21 protein-coding genes and 1 riboswitch are annotated in these 20106 nt (G+C 48.6%); of the genes, 12 read left to right on the plus strand and 9 right to left on the minus strand.

Annotation, left to right across the window (positions count from 1 at the left end; all coding sequences use genetic code 11):
• The first annotated feature begins 29 nt into the window (after positions 1 to 29).
• Positions 30 to 491: an ester cyclase gene (locus SD10_RS19430; protein WP_046576023.1), complete on the plus strand. Its 462-nt coding sequence runs from the start codon at positions 30 to 32 to the stop codon at positions 489 to 491.
• 184 nt (positions 492 to 675) lie between these two features.
• Positions 676 to 1131, plus strand: a complete 456-nt coding sequence (locus SD10_RS19435; protein ID WP_046576024.1) for a hypothetical protein — start codon at positions 676 to 678, stop codon at positions 1129 to 1131.
• A 127-nt stretch (positions 1132 to 1258) separates the two neighbouring features.
• Here SD10_RS19435 and SD10_RS19440 read toward each other — a convergent pair whose 3' ends face one another.
• Both SD10_RS19440 and SD10_RS19445 read right to left on the minus strand, forming a co-directional pair.
• On the minus strand, positions 1259 to 2398 hold the full coding sequence (locus SD10_RS19440; RefSeq protein ID WP_046576026.1) for a pyridoxal phosphate-dependent aminotransferase: 1140 nt from the start codon (positions 2396 to 2398) through the stop codon (positions 1259 to 1261).
• 412 nt (positions 2399 to 2810) lie between these two features.
• Positions 2811 to 3836 (minus strand): glycosyltransferase family 9 protein, encoded by a 1026-nt coding sequence (locus SD10_RS19445; RefSeq protein WP_046576028.1) that lies wholly within the window; start codon positions 3834 to 3836, stop codon positions 2811 to 2813.
• A gap of 28 nt (positions 3837 to 3864) precedes the next feature.
• On the opposite strand from SD10_RS19445, the gene SD10_RS19450 reads away from it, so the two are divergent.
• Together SD10_RS19450 and SD10_RS19455 are read left to right on the plus strand one after the other, a co-directional pair.
• Entirely contained in the window at positions 3865 to 5100 is a 1236-nt protein-coding gene (locus tag SD10_RS19450; RefSeq protein WP_046576030.1) for a M16 family metallopeptidase, read from the plus strand.
• Between the two features lie 115 nt (positions 5101 to 5215).
• Positions 5216 to 5542, plus strand: a complete 327-nt coding sequence (locus tag SD10_RS19455; RefSeq protein WP_046576032.1) for a nucleotide pyrophosphohydrolase — start codon at positions 5216 to 5218, stop codon at positions 5540 to 5542.
• Positions 5543 to 5622: 80 nt separating this feature from the next.
• Here the strand turns inward: SD10_RS19455 and SD10_RS19460 are convergent, their stop codons facing one another.
• The 3 genes from SD10_RS19460 to bshA form a co-directional block, all read right to left on the minus strand.
• Positions 5623 to 6270, minus strand: a complete 648-nt coding sequence (locus SD10_RS19460; RefSeq protein WP_046576034.1) for a sterol desaturase family protein — start codon at positions 6268 to 6270, stop codon at positions 5623 to 5625.
• Positions 6271 to 6361: 91 nt separating this feature from the next.
• Positions 6362 to 7699, minus strand: a complete 1338-nt coding sequence (locus SD10_RS19465; RefSeq protein ID WP_046576035.1) for an NAD(P)/FAD-dependent oxidoreductase — start codon at positions 7697 to 7699, stop codon at positions 6362 to 6364.
• 78 nt (positions 7700 to 7777) lie between these two features.
• Positions 7778 to 8917 carry an N-acetyl-alpha-D-glucosaminyl L-malate synthase BshA gene (gene bshA, locus SD10_RS19470; RefSeq protein WP_046576037.1) on the minus strand — a complete coding sequence of 380 codons (1140 nt, stop codon included), beginning with the start codon at positions 8915 to 8917 and terminating at the stop codon, positions 7778 to 7780.
• Between the two features lie 170 nt (positions 8918 to 9087).
• On the opposite strand from bshA, the gene SD10_RS19475 reads away from it, so the two are divergent.
• The 3 genes from SD10_RS19475 (at position 9088) to SD10_RS19485 (ending at position 11321) form a co-directional block, all read left to right on the plus strand.
• Positions 9088 to 9963 carry a geranylgeranylglycerol-phosphate geranylgeranyltransferase gene (locus tag SD10_RS19475; RefSeq protein ID WP_046576039.1) on the plus strand — a complete coding sequence of 292 codons (876 nt, stop codon included), beginning with the start codon at positions 9088 to 9090 and terminating at the stop codon, positions 9961 to 9963.
• Between the two features lie 120 nt (positions 9964 to 10083).
• Positions 10084 to 10785 (plus strand): TapB family protein, encoded by a 702-nt coding sequence (locus SD10_RS19480; protein ID WP_046576041.1) that lies wholly within the window; start codon positions 10084 to 10086, stop codon positions 10783 to 10785.
• A gap of 155 nt (positions 10786 to 10940) precedes the next feature.
• Positions 10941 to 11321 carry a MerC domain-containing protein gene (locus SD10_RS19485; RefSeq protein WP_046579826.1) on the plus strand — a complete coding sequence of 127 codons (381 nt, stop codon included), beginning with the start codon at positions 10941 to 10943 and terminating at the stop codon, positions 11319 to 11321.
• A 155-nt stretch (positions 11322 to 11476) separates the two neighbouring features.
• Here the strand turns inward: SD10_RS19485 and SD10_RS19490 are convergent, their stop codons facing one another.
• The 3 genes from SD10_RS19490 to SD10_RS19500 form a co-directional block, all read right to left on the minus strand.
• A complete protein-coding gene (locus SD10_RS19490; RefSeq protein ID WP_046576042.1) occupies positions 11477 to 12592 on the minus strand; it encodes a cytochrome-c peroxidase in 1116 nt (371 codons plus the stop codon).
• The gene (locus SD10_RS19495; RefSeq protein ID WP_046576044.1) at positions 12589 to 13404 is read right to left on the minus strand and encodes an MbnP family protein; all 816 of its coding nucleotides are present in this window, start codon (positions 13402 to 13404) and stop codon (positions 12589 to 12591) included. Before SD10_RS19495 ends, SD10_RS19490 begins: the two co-directional genes overlap by 4 nt.
• A gap of 161 nt (positions 13405 to 13565) precedes the next feature.
• Entirely contained in the window at positions 13566 to 14411 is an 846-nt protein-coding gene (locus SD10_RS19500; protein ID WP_052731229.1) for a sugar phosphate isomerase/epimerase family protein, read from the minus strand.
• A 338-nt stretch (positions 14412 to 14749) separates the two neighbouring features.
• Between SD10_RS19500 and SD10_RS19505 the strand changes: the two genes are divergently transcribed.
• Positions 14750 to 14926 (plus strand): DUF1059 domain-containing protein, encoded by a 177-nt coding sequence (locus tag SD10_RS19505; RefSeq protein WP_082111748.1) that lies wholly within the window; start codon positions 14750 to 14752, stop codon positions 14924 to 14926.
• A 123-nt stretch (positions 14927 to 15049) separates the two neighbouring features.
• Positions 15050 to 16072 (plus strand): ScyD/ScyE family protein, encoded by a 1023-nt coding sequence (locus SD10_RS19510; RefSeq protein ID WP_046576048.1) that lies wholly within the window; start codon positions 15050 to 15052, stop codon positions 16070 to 16072.
• Between the two features lie 211 nt (positions 16073 to 16283).
• On the opposite strand, the gene SD10_RS19520 is transcribed toward SD10_RS19510, so the two are convergent.
• Positions 16284 to 17588 carry an alpha/beta hydrolase family protein gene (locus tag SD10_RS19520; RefSeq protein WP_046579832.1) on the minus strand — a complete coding sequence of 435 codons (1305 nt, stop codon included), beginning with the start codon at positions 17586 to 17588 and terminating at the stop codon, positions 16284 to 16286.
• A gap of 110 nt (positions 17589 to 17698) precedes the next feature.
• A riboswitch (TPP riboswitch) is annotated at positions 17699 to 17800 on the plus strand.
• 45 nt (positions 17801 to 17845) lie between these two features.
• On the opposite strand from SD10_RS19520, the gene thiM reads away from it, so the two are divergent.
• The 3 genes from thiM to thiD are packed head-to-tail and all read left to right on the plus strand — an operon-like array spanning position 17846 to position 20072.
• Positions 17846 to 18652 (plus strand): hydroxyethylthiazole kinase, encoded by an 807-nt coding sequence (gene thiM, locus SD10_RS19525; protein ID WP_046576050.1) that lies wholly within the window; start codon positions 17846 to 17848, stop codon positions 18650 to 18652.
• Positions 18649 to 19269, plus strand: a complete 621-nt coding sequence (thiE, locus tag SD10_RS19530; protein ID WP_046576051.1) for a thiamine phosphate synthase — start codon at positions 18649 to 18651, stop codon at positions 19267 to 19269. Before thiM ends, thiE begins: the two co-directional genes overlap by 4 nt.
• Complete coding sequence (gene thiD, locus SD10_RS19535; RefSeq protein WP_046576053.1) at positions 19266 to 20072, plus strand: bifunctional hydroxymethylpyrimidine kinase/phosphomethylpyrimidine kinase; 807 nt, start codon at positions 19266 to 19268, stop codon at positions 20070 to 20072. The genes thiE and thiD overlap by 4 nt, the downstream gene beginning before the upstream one ends.
• Positions 20073 to 20106: the final 34 nt, after the last annotated feature.

Below are 20106 nucleotides of genomic sequence, written 5' to 3' on the forward strand. Positions count from 1 at the left end.
TTACAACAGCCACGTCACTTATACAACAAATGGATTTACAGGCTCAGCTAAACAAAGAAGCGGTCAGGCGTTTCAACCAAGAAGTGATTGCAGAAGGCAATCTCGATAGCTTCAACGAATTAATGGATGATCAGTTTATCAATCACTCCGCCCCACCGGGAGCTAATAACGGTCCTCAGGGGATGATAAATACCTTCAACAATATCCTTCGCCCAGCTCTCGCTGATATGCGGGTAATCATTCATGATCAAATTGCTGAAGGGGATTTAGTTACTACTCGCAAAACCATTACAGGAACCCATAAAGGAACCTTGATGGGCATACCTCCAACTGATCGGTCAATAAGTATCGACGTAATTGACGTGATACGATTACGCAACGGAAAATATATTGAACACTGGGGTATCAATACCTTACCCATTGTTTTACAACAGTTAGCAAATACGAAAGAAGTTGCTTCACCAAACTTACCGAATAGCCTTTCATCGTGATAGGTTGGGTTCGTGCAGACGGTCTATTGTTAAGCTTTCTTTCTCGGTCAAACATCGACAAAACAAATCGTTTTTACGTTTTCAGATCGTCACTCTTACTGATTGTTAATATAAATAAACTATCCAGGCTATATCTATTTTAAAGGCATGTCGTTAGTATAATGGAACCAAGCTTCTCCCCAACATGCGTTCTATCAACCGCCTTTTCTGGATCAATTTCTTGCTTTTGGTGATCACCAGCAGTTGCACCAAAAATACGCTAACCTTGCCCGATCCAGCGCCATCGCTGGAAGGCACGTATCAGGCAGTAAGCATTAATAAGCCTTTTCCAATCCAGGGCGAGACAGTAAAATTATCCATTAAAAGCTTGTCGAAAGATTCCGTTAGTGTGTCTCTAGTGGCTACGGTAAATGGCCAGCCTGCGGATAGCATCACGTATAACAAAGCACGTATAAGCCAGTTAATCAGCACTGTAAATGTCAAAAAAGGCTGCGTTAGTTATTCGATTAATCTAACTTCCGCGGCTTCATCTCAGTCGGACTTTCTAAGAATGACTTGCACCGAAGAAAATGTTATTAGTTATTACTATACGCCTGCTGGCCAGAACATTGGAACAATTACGAAGTTCAAGAAGATTTAATTGAACAGGAGCAATAGCTCATTTATTGCTTCTTCAGAGTGATTAACGTTCAGTGAAGTAGCCCAATAAAGACAAAAAATGGCGACACAGTATGTCGCCATTTTTTGTGGTGTTGAATTACTTAGGCTTATGATATGGTTTTCAAGCCGTCGGCGAAAGCCTGCATTTGAGGCATTGTACCCAGGCTAACGCGGCACCAGTATTGGCCGTCAAATTTCCACTGACGGATACCGACGCCCTGATCCAGCATACGGCTGACAAAATCCTCGCCTTTCATCCGAATCGGGAACATGACAAAGTTGGCCCCCGATGGTAGGGGTTCGTAATTATGCTGCTTCAGAACGCCGTATAGATAATCTTTGGATTCCTGTGCTTTGCCCAGTGAGTATTTGATAAAGTCTTTGTCCTGTAAACTAACCATAGCCGCCCGCAGGGTTGTCATGCTCATAGAGCTGCCTCCTGTCGCAAACTTACTGATTTGCTCTAGCAACTCGGGTTTCGCAATCATGTAGCCCGTCCGTAAACCAGCAAAGCCATGTACTTTCGAAAACGTTTTGGTGATGATCACGTTGCTCCCCTTCTTCACCATATCGACCATGGTGTAAGCTTTAGGATCGGGTGTATAGTCGATATAAGCCTCGTCGACCAGAATGGGCGTCTTGGCTCCTACCGCTTCGCAGAAGGCCCGCAGTTTGGCCGGGTCAACCGTGATGGCGGTTGGGTTGTTGGGATTGCATAAATAAACCATACCCGTCTGGCTACCAACGCGCTCGTTCAGCTTGTTCAGGTTAATGTCATAGCCATCCGCTGCCACGAGCGGGACACGGTCCATCGTGATACCATGTTTAACGGCCGTTCTTGGTAAAGCATCAAAGGTCGGGTCAGGCGCCACAATGGTCCGGCCGGCATTGGCCCGATAGGCCGCCCAAAGCGAAGCCGCGGTCAGCAATTCGCCCGATCCGGCGCCCAGCAGTACATACTCTTCCGGAACGCCTTCCGTATCAGCAACCAGCTTCCGAAATTGCTTCGAATACTCCATCGCATACAGATAGCCATCGGGCGCAGCCTCCGTAATGGCCTTCAAAGCTTTGGGCGAAGGGCCATAAGGATTCTCGTTCGCGGATAAGCGGGCTTTCAGCCCCCCTTTCGGAATTATGTACCCCTTAGGCATTTCGGGTTCTGACTCGCAGAATGCCGCTGGAGCAGCCGCTAAACTCAGACCAGATAACATACTGGCCCGTAGCCAGTCACGACGATTGATAGACATAGCAGAAAGGATAATTTACCGCATCAATAAATGAATAAAGAGACTATCGATTAAGGAACGGCTCGCCGTAAGCAGGTAAGTAAGCCGTATAGTAACTGTTTTGTTGTATTCTCTACATGAACAGACCAAATATATGCCAATCAAGAATATTTTTCAAATAATATTCTGCAATATAACCTTAATTAGCACATATAATCTCTATAAATCAATTTTATCCGAATAAAGTATAAATAGTATCTCATAAGCGAGATGGCCATCAACAACAATATTGGGTCAATGGCTATATACGCATCATTCACCAGCGATTTAATTATAGTTGGACTTTGTCTGGGCCAAGCTCTGGCTTGGCCCAGACAAAGTCCAACCAGCGACTAAAAATGATATTAAATTGGAATCGGCTAAGACAGCGTCATTAATCTAACTGGGCCAGTTCTTCTGTTCGGATGCCCCAGGCACAGCGAAAATGACCCAGCGGACAATGGGTTCGACCGTGCAGATTACAGGGTTTGCAATCCAGTGGTTCCGGTGTTTGCACTACCCGCGATCCATCAGCTAAGGGTCCAAAACCAAATTCGGGAACCGTTGAACAAAAGACCGCCGTTGTCGGTGCATTCATCGCCGAACACAAATGAAGTGGAGCCGAATCATTAACGTAATTCATCACGGCCCCCTGCAGTAGAGCTGCCGACTGCAACAGGCTTAACTTACCGGCCAAATTCACAATATCCGTTTGGGGGCCTACCATCGTTTTAATAGCCTTACAGGCTAATAAATCGGATGAAGCACCCAACAGGTAAACCCGCAGGTCTTGAGGTAAAGCCCGGATCAGTTCCACCCAGCGTTGGGCTGGGTACTGTTTGGTAAACCAGACCGACATCGGGGCTATGCAGACGTAAGGCTGGCTCTGATACGTTTGGGCAATCGAATAATCATTGAGCGATGGATACAGTTTAGGACGACGTACAAATCCGCCGGTTATGCCCAACGCCCTGAGCAAACCCGCGTTACGATCAACTTCGTGTACCCCCGGTTCAAACCGGTGCTCGACCTGATGCGTAAAAAACCGGGCAAATGGGTTCTTATCAAAACCGATCGTCTTTTTTGCTTCCGACAATACCGTCAGTAAACCCATCGTGCCATAGCGTTGTAAATTCAGCACGGCATCGTAGTGGCGGGGGCGGATGATGTTGAGCAACCGCCAGAAATCCCGGTATTTGGCAAACATTCCACCCGTTCCCTTTTTGTCCCAAATCAGGACTTCGTTCAGAAAGGGATGATTAGCCAGCAAACCCTCGTTACCTTTGCGCACCAAAATATCCAGTACGGCAGTTGGGTATGCTTCATGCACTTGTTCAAGCATGGCCGTAGCCAATATTACATCGCCGATGAAGGCGGTTTGAATAATCAGGAACCGAGGTGGATTGGTAGCGGTTATCATTAGTACGCTCAATGCGTAAAAGCTAAGAATGGAAGATTACGAAGTTTATACTTTACCCAACGGAATTCGGATTGCGCACAAACAAATGCCATATACGCAAATTGCCCATTGTGGGATTATGCTCGACATCGGCAGCCGCGACGAACAACCGCATCAGCAGGGATTGGCCCATTTTTGGGAGCATATGGCCTTCAAAGGTACGGAGAAACGAAAATCCTACCACATCATTACGCGCTTAGAAACCGTTGGGGGCGAATTAAACGCCTACACAACGAAAGAAAAAGTGTGTTTCCACGCGTCTGTACTGGATGCACATTTCGAGAAAGCTACGGAGTTATTGGCAGATATCACATTTCATTCGGTTTTTCCTGAAAAACAAATCGAACGAGAGCGGGGAGTTATCCTCGAAGAAATGGCCATGTACTACGATTCACCCGAAGATGCGATTCAGGATGATTTCGATGAGCTGGTCTTTCCAAATCATGCCCTGGGCGGTAATATTCTCGGCACCATTGATACCGTCAGCTCATTCAAGCGCGAAGATCTGCAACAATTTATCGCCGAAAACTACGACACCAGCCGAATTGTCTTTGCCTCGGTTAGTAAATTAACCTTCAGCCAGGTCGTAAAAGTAGCCGAAAAGTATTTTCAGGACGTACCAGCACAGCATTCGGCCCGTCAGCGAAACAAGCCCACCGATTATGTGCCGCGTCACACGAAAGTAGAACGGCCTATTACCCAGGCGCAGTGCGCCCTCGGACGGCCTGCCTATGGCCTGACTGACCCAAGGCGGCTTCCCTTTTTCATGCTGGTCAACCTCCTTGGCGGCCCCGGCATGAACTCCCGGCTGAACCTGAACCTCCGCGAAAAATACGGCCTGGTTTATTCCATCGATGCCAGCTATACGCCTTATTTAGATACGGGTTTTCTGGGTATTTATTTCGGTACCGACCCCAAGAAAGTGGACAAAGCCCAGGCGCTGATTATAAAGGAACTGAAACGGCTACGCGAGCAACCGCTCACGACGCTGCAATTGCACCAAACTAAAGAGCAACTCATTGGGCAGTTGGCCATGGCCGAAGAAAGCAACAACAGCTTTATGCTGATGATGGCAAAAAGTCTGCTCGACATCGATCGAGTGGAAGCGTTAAACGACATTTTCAACGACATAAAATCAGTGACAGCAGCGCAGCTGCAAACGCTCGCTCAGGAAGTTTTTGATGAAAATCAATTCAGCTACCTGACTTTTGTACCGGAGAAGTAAGGACAGTTAATAGTTTGTGATTTACGGCTTGTGGTTGGCTAACCGCACCAGCGGACCGGCGAAAGCAACTGGTGCGTCAGCCAACCACAAGCCGTAAATCACAAACCGTAAAGCCATGACCCTAAAAGAAGCCCAAACCACCGTTGACGATTGGATCAAAACCGTTGGCGTTCGTTATTTCAACGAGCTAACCAATATGGCTCAACTGACTGAAGAAGTTGGCGAAGTGGCTCGAATCATTGCCCGGCGCTACGGAGAGCAGTCAGAAAAAGAATCCGATAAGAATAAAGACCTGGGCGACGAACTGGCTGATGTGCTTTGGGTACTCATTTGTCTGGCTAATCAAACGGGTGTCGACCTCACTGATGCCTTCCGAAAAAACCTGGACAAGAAAAACATACGGGATGCTACCCGTCATCTGAATAATGAAAAACTACTGTAAGGCGGAATCCTCTCCGCCTTATACGAAAAATGCCCGCTGATAACTCAGCGGGCATTTTTTATAACTAACAGAAAGATCAATTACTTCTGAAAAGATCTGAATACATAATCCCAGAATGGAGACGATACGCCATAATTACTTTCCGGATTTTTGTAATGGTGTACGCTGTGGTTGATCCATAACTGCTTGAAGAAGTTCTTGGGTGGCGCATAGGCATGTACAATAAAATGCACCGCCAGATACCCTGAATAACCAACCAGGAAGCCAGGGAAAAACGCATAGGCTGACTCACCCATAAGCAGGAAGAATAAGCCAAAAAACGCAGCGGCCACAAAAATAGCCAGCGCCGGGGGCATAGCCAGCCGGGTTTTATCTTTCGGGTATTCATGGTGAACACCATGAAAGGTATACTGAATCTTGGCGCGCTGGGGCGTTGTTGGAGCTAAGTGGTACAAATACCGGTGTAAGACATATTCAAACAAAGAGAAAACCAATAAGCCCGTTGCAAATAGTGTAGCAATGGTGGTGGTTCCCATATCTGTATAGGTGAACGCATACCATCCTAAAAACGCTGATAGTACCAACCACATTGAAATGGGCACCATGATGTGCGTCCGCGAAAGAGCTTCCAGAATCGGATTGTCGAATAGCTTTTTACTACCACTATTTTTAGGCCGGGTTTTGCCGTGGCCAGCCATGGTTTGTAGCTTTTCAGTAGTTGATTCCATAGAGAGAACAATTAACAAAGAGTATTATGACACAAAAATAAAACGAAAATCAAGTTTTCGGTCAGATAGTAAACTATATTTACTATCCGACCTATGTTTTACTGACCTCTAATTGATCAGAAAGTTTTTCCTGCATAGCCGCCATATCGCCCTTCGGCATTTTCTGGCGAATGATAAGCCGCAGCGAATTATTGTATGTGAGGTAGTTAAACATCCAGTTCAGAAAAATGGCCAGCCGGTTTTTAACGCCGACAATTGCCATGAGATGGACAAATAACCATGTTATCCACGCAAAGAATCCCTGAAACTTGAAAAAAGGCAAATCGACCACGGCCAACCCCCGCCCAATTGTAGCCATGGTGCCTAAATCACGGTAGGTAAACTCCTCAGGCTGCTCATTGCGCACCCAGCGAATCATGTTTTTAGCCAGGTGTTTTCCCTGCTGAATAGCGGGCTGCGCAATCTGCGGGTGTCCATTGGGCCACTTTTCTTCGGTCATCAGGGCCACATCGCCAATGGCAAATATATCCGTGAAGCCCTGCACCTGGCTGTATCGATTGACCAGCACTCGCCCTCCCCGGCCAATCGCTTCCGGCGGCAAACCCGCCAGTGGATTGGCTTTGACGCCAGCTGCCCAGATGAGATTGTTGGTCCGGAGCGACGTGCCATCGTTCATAGTCACCACGCGCCCATCGAAATCCTTGACCCGCGTATTCAGCCGTACATGCACACCCAGCTTTTGCAGATACGCCAGCGAATGCTCCTGCGACTGCACCGACATGGGGCCTAATAATTCACCTCCGGATTCGATCAGGAAAATATCCATCATCTTGAAATCCAGTTCCGGATAATCGGCGGGCAACACCGTTTTACGCATCTCGGCCAGCGTACCGCAAAGCTCCACCCCCGTTGGTCCGCCACCCACCACGACAACATCCATCAAGCCTTCCCGTTCATCAAGCGTTTCGACGCTCAGCGCATCTTCGAAGTTTTGTAACATCCGGTTTCGAAGTGCAATGGCCTCAGCCACCGACTTCATGGGTAGTGCCTTTTCAATAATGTTCTGCTGATTGAAAAAGTTAGTATCCGCACCCGTCGCCATCACGAGGTAGTCGTATGTGACGGGGCCAAGCTCGGTATCAACCGCTTTGTCGGCTGGCCGAATACCCGTTACGTTGGTAACCCGAATATGTACATTCTGGCAATTACCAAACACAGCCCGCAGGGGAAACAAAATGGAGTTGGCTTCTAGCCCGGCCGTGGCTACCTGATAGTAAAGTGGCTGAAATTCATGATAATTCTGTTTGTTGAGCAGTACTACCTGAAACTCTTTCCGGCGCGACAGGTAGCGGGCCAGCCTTAGGCCACCAAAACCAGCACCGACAACAACAACGCGCTTGCGGTCTGTTTGTGGTATGTTTGGATTCATTTGTCTTCGTTTACGATCTACGGTATTGGTTTATGGCATTTCTCCGTAAACCTAAAACGGTAAATCTGTTACTAAGTTTCAGGACACCAACGGTTGGACCGCCTGCAATACGCGCTCGTAATGGGCCTCGTAAAGTGGCAAGATACGCGATAGCTCAAATTCCTTAGCACGCGCCAGGGCGTTTTCTTTGAAGGTTGGCAGATGTTCATCGTCCAGAACATAAAGCGCATTTTTGACCATGTCGTCCACATCGCCTACGGGACTTAGGAAACCTGTTACCCCTTGTATATTTAGTTCGGGTAAACCGCCGGCATTCGATGTGATCAACGGCACTTCGCAAGCCAGCGCTTCCAAAGCAGCAAGACCGAAACTTTCGTTTTCGGACGGCATCACGAACAAATCAGCCACAGACAGTACTTCTTCTACCGCATCCAGCTTGCCCAGGAAACGAACCTGATCGTAGATACCCAGATCACGCACCAGTCGTTCAATGCGGGCCCGTTCGGGACCGTCGCCTACCAGCAGAAGCTTGGCTGGCGTTTGCTGCTGAATGTAAAAAAACATCATTACGGCGTCGTCGATGCGCTTTACCCGCCGAAAATTTGACGTATGGACAATCAGTTTTTCGCCATTCGGGCAAATGGCCCGTTTGAAATGGTCTTTTTGCTGACGCTTGAAACGGCTCAGGTCAATGAAGTTTGGAATGACTTCAATTTCACGGTGAACATTGAAGTGCTTGTAGGTATCCTGGCGCAAATTTTCGGACACGGCGGTCACGCCATCCGACTCGTTGATGCTGAATGTAACAACGGGTTCGTAGGAAGCATCTTTCCCGACCAGCGTAATATCAGTACCATGCAGCGTTGTGACGACAGGCACATTTCGCCCCTGCGACCGTAGAATCATTTTGGCCATGTAGGCGGCCGATGCGTGCGGAATAGCATAGTGAACGTGCAGTAAATCAACATTTTCGTTGGTTACCACATTAACCATCGCACTGGCCAGCGCCGATTCATAAGGCGCGTATTGAAACAGCGGATAGGATGGTATATTTACTTCGTGGTAAAAGACGTTCTCGTTAAAAAAATCGAGCCGGGGTGGCTGCTGGTAGGTAATGAAATGAATTTGATGGCCACTTTTGGCCAATCCCTTGCCAAGTTCAGTGGCAACAACGCCACTGCCTCCAAAGGTCGGGTAGCACACAATACCAATTTTCATGCGTGAGAGAACGGTTTTGCTTCTCAACATCAAACAGGAGTAAAAAGAATCCCTAAGCGTAGAAGAAAGGGGAAGAGGCAAAATGAAGTGTTTTTGTTGTTTCTTTGCGATCTCCCTTCCGTAACTGCTTTCCGGCTTTTCAAAACGCTTAATTTTGTAAAAAAACAGTCATGGTTGCACGGCAGTCCATTCCTTTCTCGGCGTTTACATTCGGCTTTCTGCGGCTTATTCGCGTGCAGAATCTGCTGATTGTTGTTCTAACGCAGTTTCTGGCGCGGCTGTTTTTAATTGGTGATAAATCAACCATTATCCAATCGCTTACCGATCCCAAACTCTGGCTTCTTGCCTTATCAACGGTTTGTATAGCAGCCGCCGGGTACATTATCAACGACTATTTCGATGTAAAGATCGACCTCATCAACAAGCCTCAACGGGTGGTGATTGGGCGTTATCTTAAGCGCCGAGTGGCAATGGGTGTTCACCAGGGGCTGAATGTCGTTGGCTGTTTGATCGGTCTGTACCTAAGTCGCTGGGTATTTGTGGTTGATGTGTTGTCCGTTACATTACTCTGGTTTTATTCCGCTCAATTTAAGCGGCAGCCGCTCGTCGGGAATATTATCATTTCGCTATTAACCGCCCTGTCATTTATTGTTCTGGCCGTTTATTATCGCCAGAATACGGATATGCTCCTGATCTATGCCTTGTTTTCGTTTGGTATTTCGCTTATTCGTGAGATCATCAAAGACATGCAGGACATTCGGGGCGACGCCCGTTTCGGCTGTCGTACATTGCCCATTGTGTGGGGCCTCCGACGCACGAAATACCTGCTATACGTACTGATTGGAGCATTTCTCTTGAGCCTGTTTCTCATTGCCAGTTCGCTCCATAACGTTCGGCTCACCTTTATTTTCGGGTTGCTGCTTTTTCCAATTGCCTGGCTTACCTATCGGCTTATCATCGCGGACACCCGACACGATTTCGGCTATCTTAGTAACCTCTGCAAAGTCATTATGCTGATGGGCGTACTCAGTATGATATGGGCTTAAATAATGTATGATATATAACACATCTTATTCCATACCTCTTACAGCATATATCTTGCATCCTATATCCTGTATCTTACAGCACACATTCTTTTTTACATCGTTAAACTTACCTCTATTCACATGAAAACACTGCTTCTTTCATTACTTCTGGCCGCGATTACATGGAATTCAAGTCTGGCACAAGCCTGTATGGGCATGAATTTTAAGTCGGGAATGAGCTTCGAGTTGAGCCAGTTCAATGCTAAAGACAAGCCCATTGGCAAAATTAATTATCAGGTTAAAGATGTTCATAAAGAAGGCAGCTCGACGGTTATGGATATTACGGCTCAGGTAGAGGATGAAAAAGGGAAACAACGCCCACCTTACACCATTCACTATACCTGTACGGGCGACGAACTGATAGCCGATATGTCGGGCATGATGCAGGCCATGCAGAACGGCGGCATGAAAGACATGGAAATGAAGCTAAAAACCAACAAGCTCGTTTATCCAGGCAAGCTGAGTGTAGGTCAAAAATTGAGTGACGGCCAGATGGAGGTCGAAATGAACACAAGTGGCAACACAATGATGACGATGAACATGATCATGGCAAATCGTCAGGTAGAAAGCCAGGCCCCATTGACAACACCCGCTGGCACGTTCAATGCCTACAAAATTTCGTCGGACATGAACATGGAAAACAGAGTAATGGGCATGCCGATTCGAAGCACCATGCATATTGTTAGCTACCGTACTGATAATCAGCTGTTCGACATAAAATCAGAGACGTACAATAAAAGCGGCAAGCTGATGGGCTACTCGCTGCTGACTAAAACGAACTGATTGACGGGAGCCAAATAGTGAGGCATGATTCGGCTGACATGCGGGCATCGTACCTCACTATTTATAAGTGCAAAGCAGTTTACGCAACTTTGTTGCAAGAAAGTAAGTTAAGGGAGCGTACGTTTGCCCAAAGCATCGTACTTTTGTGCGTGCTCATGAAGATAGATACTCTCTCCCGCAAAGCTGACTATATTGGCATAACCGGTTCGGTGCTGTGCATTATTCACTGCCTGATCACTCCTATCCTGTTGCTAACTAGCTCCGTTTTTCAGAACTCAACGCTCCGCGTTGGCTATTTGAGTCTGGACTATGTATTTATCGGCGTAAACATCGTAGCCGTTTATTTCGCTACCCGACATTACGCGGCTCCGGCCATTAAAAAAAGTCTTTGGGGATTCTTAGCTCTCTTTACGGTTGCCCTTTTGCTGGAAGACGTAGCGCCCTTTTTCGAGTACCTCGCCTACGCGGCATCCGCCGGTCTTGTCATCACGCACCTGATCAATATCAAACAGCACAGGCTGAATCATACGCATTAGTCTGAAGTTCCTGCGAGATTTATATCATTCAGTTGATTGAACTGATTTTGCCAGGAGCAAAAGCTTATTGAAAAATCAGGATTTTCAGATGAATCACACAAATCCCGCAGGGCCGCCTAGCGGTCAGAAATCAGTGTAATCAACTAAATCTGGGTTTAGTTTGCGCTGAATGCCCGGTTATTGATGAATGTATCATCGGTCAGGGTGCGCAGGAAGGCGATGACCTGTTTTTTTTCGGTGTCGGTCAGGGCAATGCCGAGCTGTCCGTTGGCTTTCAGGAGCGGATCGAGCGATGGGCTGTCCTTAACACCCGTTGTATAATGGTTCAGCACCTGATCCAGCGTAGCAAAACGACCATCGTGCATGTAGGGAAACGTTTTCTCTACATTACGTAAACTAGGCACCTTGAACTTCAATCGGTCGGCTTCGTTCAGCGTAATGGTGTATCTCCCCTGATCGTTTATGCCGTTACTGGCGGCTGGTAGCCCATTGTTACGGTAACTCTTGTCGGTGAATAAGTCGGTGGCATGACAGGCCGCACATTTTTGCTGAAACAAAGACAACCCCGCCAGTTCATCAGTACTCAGATCACCCCCAGCTTCTTTCCGCACATATTTGTCGTACCGTGAATCGGCCGAAACGAGGGTCAGTAAAAACTGCGAAATGGCTTTCAGAAAGCGCGCCGTCGTCACCGTGTCTGACCCAAAGGCTGCTTTGAACATCGGCGGATATTTCGGGCTTTTCTGGGCCCGGTTCAAAGCGTCCGAAAATTTCAAATCCATTTCTACTGGATTCTGGATTGGCGATATAGGCAACTCATCCAGGTTCGTAACGCCCCCATCCCAAAAGAACTCCCGGCTCCAGGCCAGATTTTGCAAGCCCGGTACATTACGCGTACCAAATTTTCCGCCAATGCCATGACTAAGTGGGTGGTCGGAGTGGCCAAAGCCCGCAAACTGCTGGTGACAGAATCCGCAGCTAATGGTTGTGTCGCGCGAGAGGGCCGGATCGTAGAACAAGGCCTTGCCCAGGGCTACCCCTTCGACAGTGAGTGGATTCTGGCTTAAATCGTAAGCGACATCGGGAAAATTAGCTGGCTTCCGAAACGCTACGGGGGTTGTTTGATACGTGATTCCTCCTGGCGTGGGCGGATTGGGCTCAGGCGTTGGTTCACCTCCCTTATTGGTTTGGCAGGCAATGGCCAGAACAAATAAACAGACGCTGGCCGTTAAGCCAACCCGCTTTAGCGATATCGTGCGTAACGAGCTCATTGATTAGGCTGCAGACGGACGTAACTAAACATCTGTGCATAATTATCCGCAATATTGGTTGAATATGCATCAAACATCACGGATGGATTTTGGGCAATACTCAACTTGGTTGAGCCATTGAAAAGCGCCAGTACATCCGTTTTTAGCTGCACGGATGGCGTCATAGTAGCTTGCACATTGGCTACGTCCGTTTTAAAGGGGACTGTAATCGTACGCAGGTTGTTGATTGTTTTCTTCCCGTTATAGCCACCGCCAAATCCGCCAATGTGGTAGTAAAATGCGTTATTCTGGGCGGCTGGCGCCACTGCTGATGTACCTTCCAGCTTTAGGAAGATATAGCCGGAGTTCCACTCCCAGTACATTCCGTCGTTGAGCCCCGGATCGAGCACACCCGTGCGCTTACTGATGTCTGCCAGGCTACGCAGGCTATCGACCCCAACGGTGAAGGTTATACCCGTATAATTGCCCGTCGGGATATTGGCCAGTGTGATGGTTTGTGAGGCTGGCTTTTCTTCCTGAATCAGGAAGTAACTGCTATCCTGCGGCACTACGTAATCGTTGCCATCCTCTTTACGAAGGCGGATGTTACTCACAAAATAATTGAATTTGGTAACGGCAAACGACTCGCCAACGGCATTCTGATACGTGCCCGAACCAAGCGCCAGATCCGACGTGCCGGCTACGTTATCGAAAGATACGCGCAAACGACCCGTGGACACGGGATTTATAGATGGGTCGTTTGTATTACAGGCAAAAACGGCCAGTCCTAAAGCGACACTGGCCAGCAACCCAACAGTAATGGTCTTTTTCATAGCATGTACGTTGGCTATCTGTTCGTTTGACACCAGACAGGCGCGCAAGTTACTAACGAATAGAAGCTCAAAATCATGCAGTACCCAGTATTAAATATAGGTTAGAAGCTATTTTCAAGTAAAAAGGCCACCCGTTGAGGGTGGCCTTTCCGTTAGGAATTTTATAAACTTTTCAGATACGCTAAACTCTGTGGCACCTGCTGTTCGGCGGCCTTGCTTTCGTCTTCGATATAAAAGTGAGCAATTGAACTCTTGCGAGCGGCTTTCAAAACAGCAGGCCAATCAATTTGGCCCGTTCCCAGCACTACTGATTGTTCGTTGGCCATGCTTCCTTTATCACTGCGGGCAACACCTTTTTGAACGTCTTTCAGGTGAATGAGCCGAAACCGTTTGGGGTACTTGGTTAATAACGCAGCTGGGTCTTGTCCTGGCAAATAGGTCCAGGTTACATCCATCTCATAGCCCACATACTCAGGGTTCGTTTCCTTCACCAGGTAATCGAACAGCGTACCGTTTTCATACGGTTGAAATTCAAACCCGTGATTGTGGTAGCAGAACATGATGCCTTTTTCGTGTGCTTTCTTGCCAAAGCGATTGAATACCTCAGCGGCTTTCTGCATCATCTCCAGTGTGGCAGCCGTCTTGTGCGGAATCGACCCAATACGGATGTACTGAACGCCCAGCGCCTGCGCATTTTGCAGGATTGAATCCGGCTTTTGATCAATGGCATCGTAGCTCACGCCATAACTACTGCACTTAAGTCCGCGCTGATCGAGGAGTGCACGAAGTTCAGGCGCCGTTTTGCCAAAAAGGCTCGAAAACTCAATATCCGTAATACCCCAGGCTTTGATCTTATCTAACGTGCCGGGAACATCTTTACCAAAGCTATCACGCAGGGTATAGGAAACGATACCGGGCGTTTTCTGAACAAGTTTACCAAAAGGTTGCGCCTGAATAGTCCATGAACCAGCCAGAAATAGAATTGACAACAGGGTTTTACGTATCATGTCGAAAATAAGAAACGGGAATTAGTGAACTGGTTAGCTAAGTGAGTGACCTACCTACGAGTATCCAGTATGATTGACAGCACCCGGAAGCGTAGATTTAATACCACTAAGGAATTCCCGCTGCTGTTTCTACTTAATTTCATTTCTCTGCAAGGTCAATTTTTACCTTGCTTCTCCGCTCTTCCCTAGGCCAAACCGTACATTATAACGCGTTTGGTTCATTCGCTCAGTAATTCTCACCGTTCACTCAAAAGTTGTACAGGCAACCTACCATCTACCTTAACTTCCTGACCAGTAAAGCAAAAGCCTCATTATTTCAAAACCCCAATCCCACAATTATGAAGACGTTACACTGCCGAGACGCTGGCTTCGATTGTGAAGCCGTAGTAAAAGCAACAACCGAAGAGGAAGTTTTAAACCAGGCGGCCGTACACGCTCAGACTGTTCATGGTGTCACGGTCACACCTGAACTAGCGGCTGGCATAAAAAGTCTGATTCGAGATGAACCAGCCTAAAAACTAACTCATTCGTAGTATTCACCCCTCTTAATTATTTGCGCTAGGTCCTATCGCCAGGTTGTTTTCCATTACCTGGAAAGAGCGTAGTGCAGTCTATCCTCTCTCAACCATTCCTTTGTTATGAAGCGCAAAGTAGGGCTATACACCAGCCTGGTGTCTATACTTTTCATTACCAGTTGCCAGGATCATCGCATACCGGCTTCTCCAGACCCCACGTTCGCGGTCGTTCCACTAACGACAGGCCTAGCGGCTCCCATTAGTGTAGAGACGGATGCAAGTGGGCGTATTTTTGTCGCCGAGCAAGGTACCGGCAACAATGATGGCTCCGTATCTGAAATTACACCGGACGGCAAGAAGCATCCAATTGTTACGGGCATCTATTCCCAAACCAATAACACAGGCGACCTCGATGCTGTCGATCATTTGCTGGTTGCCGATGGAATGCTTTACTTCTTAAATCCTAAAGGACTTTGTAAAGTCAACCTCGCAACATATAAAACCGATGTAACGCCCACCATACCGTTTTCCAGCCTGGTACCCGAAAACATCCAAAAATTTGTCATCGACTACAGTTTTACAAACGATACCGGCGAATCACACCTGTACAATTTAACCCTTGGCCCCGATGGTGCGCTTTACATTACCGACGCAGCTGCAAACGCCATCGTCCGCCGATCGAAAACCGGTGAGTTGAGCATAGTAACAGACGTACCGGGTATTGTCAATCCAAATCCGTCGGGTCCTCCTCCTGGCCCACCGTTCATTCAATCGGTGCCTACATGCATCACCTACGACGGTCGCCAGTTTCTGATTAGCACCCTGTTGGGTTTCCCTTTTCCGGCTGGTAAGGCAATTGTTTATCAGATGGACCTGACAGGAAAACTTAGTATTTATCAGCAAGCGTTCAACAGCCTGGTCGACGTGGAGAACGATGGCAACGGCAAACCGCTGGTACTCGAATATGCGGTATTTGGGCCAATGGGTTTCACGCCAAAAACGGGCCGTTTACTGCGGGCCAACGGAACAGGCAGCACTGTTTTACTCGATAAACTGAACCTGCCAACCGATTTGAAATTGACTAACAGCCATACGGCCTATATAACCAGTATGGGCGACGGAGCATTGTTAAAAGTCACCTTTTAAGGAAGCAGGTTTGGGATGAACGTTGACAAAGCTGGTGACTCTGATGACCAACAAAATACAGTCCCCAGTTTTGTCAACGTTCAGCTCAAGTACATAAATGATTGGTTTAAAGCAGTATATATTATTTCCGAAAAGTTTTTTTGTCATGCTGGCCGGTCCGCTGGTGCGGAAGGAAGCATGAAAAAAAATGCTAAATGTACTACTTAAAGACCTAAGGCTTCAGGGCATGGCGCATTTCCAGGCCGACAGACATTCGGGGTTTGAAGCCCGTCCAGGGTCCGCCAGCGTCTGTTTCGGGGAGATTTAGATACTTCGCGTAATCCATTTTTTTGAGGTGTATGCCCAAAAATGCCGTCACAAAGTGTTGGTTGATGTTATTGATTCGGTGTTCGTTCCAGGCTGGTTCGGCATAATGCATGTATTCATCAGGCGATACACCGGGTTGTAAGGAGGCTATTGGTGGAGGATTGGGAGCCACATTGTGCCGGGCATTGACGTAGGTCAACAAATAACGATCCGCGTTGACGGCACCATCGTAAATAGCTTTTATGCCTTTTTCGTAACCCGATACATCGTCTTTACTACCCGCCACAAATAACGTGGGTAAAGTTAACCCCGCCAGTCCGGCAGCATCCCAAAAACCCCGTTCCATGCCCCAGGGCGCAAAGGCAACGACCGCTTTTATACGCGGGTCCAGAGATGCCTTATACGCTGGGGAGTCCATCGCCCGAACCTCAAGAGCCGTACTACCTCCGGCAAGCTGGCCGAATAGCTTGACGGCCTGCGGGCTGTAACCCGCTCCTACGGCATTGAGTGCCCCATAGCCACCCATCGAGTAGCCAACCAGGGCCGTATTATCGGCATTCAGCAACCCGGCCACAAAAGTATTGCTGCTCTTTGCACTTAGCCGGGCCATTTCGTTCAGCACAAACAGATCATCGAGTGCCCGGTTCATCAGGGTACTGGGAAATCCGGCGGCATCGCTGTAGGTCGATTCCGTATGGTCGATGGCAACGACCACATAGCCTTTCGAAGCCAGATTTTCGGTCAGGTAGGTAAGCAGCAGCCGTGAGCCAAGGTAACCGTGTGAGACGATAACCAATGGATAGGCTCCTCCGCTGACATCTGGTTCAGCATCACGACTGGCCCGCCCCATGAATGTGAATGGAATAAGCGGACGTTTAGGATCATTGGACCGGCCCAGCACCGATTCGTACGTAACCATAGCCGGTTTACTGGCCGAAATACGAGCCGGATACCAGATTTCAAGGGTAAGGGAACGGTCGTATAGCGGGTGCTTGCCCTCTTTCATGTGCAGCACATCGACCTGGTCTTTATGAACCACTTTCAGGGTGCGCACGCCAACGCCGTAAGTACCACGGCCCGACAGCTCGGGCGAATTAGGCAATAGATCACCATTGACAAAGGTATTGTCAGGAGTTTGAGCGATGGTATGGCAGGCCGCTCCCAGCGTAAAGAGCAGGAGAAACAGGTAACGAATAGACGTTAATTTCACAGAATATACGAATAGAAATGTTGTCCGTAAAGCTATCCCAAACTTTCTAAAGTCAGCAGATGGTGATGCATTTTTTACAATTTCGTAACTCATTATCCGCTACCTTTGCCAGACAACTTTAGGGGTGTCAGTTCCTGATTGAACTGACTGAGAGAATACCCTCACTACCTGATGCAGCTTGTACTGCCGTAGGGAAAAGTTACCGAGATGCGCTCCGCTCTCCTAAAGTTGCTGTTTACTAAACGATTAACAGCAATATGACCCAATCTCCTCAATCAATCTGGACCGACGTTGAGCGTATTCGCGCTCAGGCCCCGCTTATTCATAACATTACCAATTTCGTGGTCATGAACAATACCGCCAATGCGCTACTAGCTTTAGGAGCCTCACCCGCCATGGTGCATGCCCCCGAAGAAGTCGAAGATTTTATTGATATTTCCTCGGCCCTGGTCGTCAATATCGGCACGCTGGATGCAACGTTCGTGGCGGGTATGCGACTGGCCATGCGTAAGGCCAGAACCTTAGGCAAACCCATCGTTTTCGATCCGGTTGGCGTGGGCGCTACCGCCTACCGCAATCAGATTAGTGAAGAACTACTGACTGTGGCGGCACCGGATGTGATTCGGGGAAATGCCTCTGAAATTATGGCGCTGGCGGGCCTTAACGCCCAAACCAAAGGCGTCGACAGCCTGTACGGCTCCGAAGCGGCCATTGACGCGGCCCGCAGGCTAAGCTCCGTTTGGGGAAGCGTGGTGGTCATCAGTGGCGAAAAAGACTATATCATTCATGGCGATAAAACAGCCGTGGTTGCCAACGGACATCCTCTGATGACCAAAGTAACCGGCATGGGTTGCACGGCCACTGCCCTGACGGGTGCTTTTGCTGCCGTCAACGCCGATTATTTCCTGGCGGCTACGCACGCCATGGCCGTTATGGGCATTGCGGGGGAACTGGCGGTCGCTAAAAAATCGTCGCCGGGTAGCCTGCAGGTCAACTTTCTGGATACCTTATATGAGTTGACTGAAACGAGTATCAGCAATCGCCTTCAACTGACTGAAGCGTGAACAGACTTTATTTGGTAACCGACAGCGCCATTGCCCGGCAGGCGGGTCACACGCTCCCCTTCGTGGTGGAAGAAGCCTGCCGGGCTGGGGTCCGGTGGGTACAGTTGCGGGAGAAAGACCTTTCCACCCGCGCTTTTCTCGACCTTGGCTTCGCGCTCAAACGCATCACTCAGACCTACAACGCTACCCTCATTATCAATGATCGGGTTGATATCGCCCTCGCCATCGATGCCGATGGTGTGCATGTTGGGCAGGATGATATGCCGCATGAGATCGTCCGTTCGCTGGTCGGGCCAGACAAAATCATTGGTCTGTCGATCAATAATTTAGCTGAACTGGAAGCCGCTCGCGGGGCTGATCTGGATTACCTCGGCATTGCCACCGTTTTCCCAACCGGCACCAAGCAGGATACATCCAGCCTGTTGGGGCTGGATGGCTTACGGGCTATTTGTCAGCAGACTACTTTGCCAACGTTTGCGATTGGCGGTATCAATGCCACCAATATTCAATCTGTTCGTCAGGCCGGGGTTTCGGGGGCGGCTGTGGTTTCAGCCATTTGCGGGCAACCGTCTCCGTACGAGGCCACCCGCGAACTCATCCATCTAACAAACTCATGAAAACATACGCACGTGCCCTAACGATTGCAGGATCTGATAGTGGTGGTGGAGCTGGTATTCAGGCCGATCTCAAAACATTCGCGGCTCTGGGCTGCTATGGCCTGTCGGTGATTACTGCGCTGACAGCCCAGAATACACAAGCCGTCACGGGTATAATGCCTGTATCGCCCACGTTCATTGCGGAACAGATGAGCGCTGTCCTGAGCGACATTGGGGCCGACGCCGTTAAAATTGGTATGCTGCATTCGGCCGAAGTCATCGAGCAAGTGGCTAAAACCCTGGTTCAGTTTGGCGTAAAAACCATTGTCCTTGACCCGGTTATGGTTGCCAAAAGTGGCGATAAGCTCTTACAGGACGAAGCGGTCGATGCGCTCAAAACGCATCTGCTTCCCATCGCATCCGTTATCACACCCAATTTGCCCGAAGCCAGTGTGTTATTGGGTCGACCCGTCGAAACGTTTGCCGAGATGGAGCAGGCGGCTATTGATCTGAGCACCCTGTGTCCGGGCGCGATTCTGGTAAAAGGCGGTCATTTGCCCACAGCCGAAAGCACCGATTTACTATACCTCTCCCCCAGCGAACAACATTGGTTTCCAACGAGCCGAATCCAGACCGATAATTCGCACGGGACAGGGTGTACACTCTCCTCAGCTATTGCCGCCGGATTAGCCAAAGGTCTATCAGTTGTTGATGCGGTAGCTACCGCCAAAGATTACCTGACCCAGGCTCTCCGCGTGGGAGCTGTTTATAAACTGGGACATGGTCATGGGCCTGTCCACCATTTCTTCAACATTTGGCAATGAGCCCCCTTCTATCAATAGGTTTAGCTAGAATCGA

Source organism: Spirosoma radiotolerans (assembly GCF_000974425.1).
Lineage (GTDB): Bacteria > Bacteroidota > Bacteroidia > Cytophagales > Spirosomataceae > Spirosoma > Spirosoma radiotolerans.

What these genes read in the sequence shown, in the direction of transcription:
- SD10_RS19480 (WP_046576041.1), top strand. Translation starts at nt 10,084, where the DNA reads ATGAAAACACTGCTTCTTTCATTACTTCTGGCCGCGATTACATGGAAT.
- thiM (WP_046576050.1), top strand. Translation starts at nt 17,846, where the DNA reads ATGACCCAATCTCCTCAATCAATCTGGACCGACGTTGAGCGTATTCGC.
- SD10_RS19450 (WP_046576030.1), top strand. Translation starts at nt 3,865, where the DNA reads ATGGAAGATTACGAAGTTTATACTTTACCCAACGGAATTCGGATTGCG.
- SD10_RS19510 (WP_046576048.1), top strand. Translation starts at nt 15,050, where the DNA reads ATGAAGCGCAAAGTAGGGCTATACACCAGCCTGGTGTCTATACTTTTC.
- SD10_RS19455 (WP_046576032.1), top strand. Translation starts at nt 5,216, where the DNA reads ATGACCCTAAAAGAAGCCCAAACCACCGTTGACGATTGGATCAAAACC.
- SD10_RS19505 (WP_082111748.1), top strand. Translation starts at nt 14,750, where the DNA reads ATGAAGACGTTACACTGCCGAGACGCTGGCTTCGATTGTGAAGCCGTA.
- SD10_RS19490 (WP_046576042.1), bottom strand. Translation starts at nt 12,592, where the DNA reads ATGAGCTCGTTACGCACGATATCGCTAAAGCGGGTTGGCTTAACGGCC.
- thiD (WP_046576053.1), top strand. Translation starts at nt 19,266, where the DNA reads ATGAAAACATACGCACGTGCCCTAACGATTGCAGGATCTGATAGTGGT.
- SD10_RS19430 (WP_046576023.1), top strand. Translation starts at nt 30, where the DNA reads ATGGATTTACAGGCTCAGCTAAACAAAGAAGCGGTCAGGCGTTTCAAC.
- SD10_RS19500 (WP_052731229.1), bottom strand. Translation starts at nt 14,411, where the DNA reads ATGATACGTAAAACCCTGTTGTCAATTCTATTTCTGGCTGGTTCATGG.
- SD10_RS19435 (WP_046576024.1), top strand. Translation starts at nt 676, where the DNA reads ATGCGTTCTATCAACCGCCTTTTCTGGATCAATTTCTTGCTTTTGGTG.
- SD10_RS19485 (WP_046579826.1), top strand. Translation starts at nt 10,941, where the DNA reads ATGAAGATAGATACTCTCTCCCGCAAAGCTGACTATATTGGCATAACC.
- SD10_RS19475 (WP_046576039.1), top strand. Translation starts at nt 9,088, where the DNA reads ATGGTTGCACGGCAGTCCATTCCTTTCTCGGCGTTTACATTCGGCTTT.
- SD10_RS19445 (WP_046576028.1), bottom strand. Translation starts at nt 3,836, where the DNA reads ATGATAACCGCTACCAATCCACCTCGGTTCCTGATTATTCAAACCGCC.
- SD10_RS19465 (WP_046576035.1), bottom strand. Translation starts at nt 7,699, where the DNA reads ATGAATCCAAACATACCACAAACAGACCGCAAGCGCGTTGTTGTTGTC.
- SD10_RS19495 (WP_046576044.1), bottom strand. Translation starts at nt 13,404, where the DNA reads ATGAAAAAGACCATTACTGTTGGGTTGCTGGCCAGTGTCGCTTTAGGA.
- SD10_RS19460 (WP_046576034.1), bottom strand. Translation starts at nt 6,270, where the DNA reads ATGGAATCAACTACTGAAAAGCTACAAACCATGGCTGGCCACGGCAAA.
- bshA (WP_046576037.1), bottom strand. Translation starts at nt 8,917, where the DNA reads ATGAAAATTGGTATTGTGTGCTACCCGACCTTTGGAGGCAGTGGCGTT.
- SD10_RS19440 (WP_046576026.1), bottom strand. Translation starts at nt 2,398, where the DNA reads ATGTCTATCAATCGTCGTGACTGGCTACGGGCCAGTATGTTATCTGGT.